Below are 356 nucleotides of genomic sequence, written 5' to 3'. Positions count from 1 at the left end.
TGGCGACCGAGAACACGACATGGGGCTACCAGCGGATCCAGGGCGAGCTCCTCACACTCGGCCCCCGGGCCAGCGCCTCCACGATCCGCCGAGTCCTGACGTCCCTCGGGCTGCCCCGGCACCGAAACGCCAGACCGACACGATGTGGCGACAGTTCCTGCGTACGCAGGCATCGACCATGCTGGCCGTGGACTTCTTCCACGCCGACTGCGCCGTGACGCTGCGGCGTCTGTACTGCTTCTTCGTCCTGGAGGTCGGCTCCCGGACCGTGCACATCCTCGGGGTCACCGCCAACCCCGACGGACGATGGACCACCCGGCAGATCCGCAACCTCCTCATGGACCTCGGCGACCGGA

General features: G+C 68.3%; 1 pseudogene. It reads left to right on the top strand.

The window, feature by feature from the left end:
• Positions 1–356, top strand: a pseudogene (locus tag FMEAI12_RS39755) (transposase); the annotation flags it as partial.

It is taken from the genome of Parafrankia sp. Ea1.12, assembly GCF_900465275.1.
In the GTDB taxonomy this organism is placed as follows: Bacteria; Actinomycetota; Actinomycetes; order Frankiales; family Frankiaceae; genus Parafrankia; species Parafrankia soli.
This window is presented reverse-complemented; position numbering and strand designations above follow the sequence as displayed.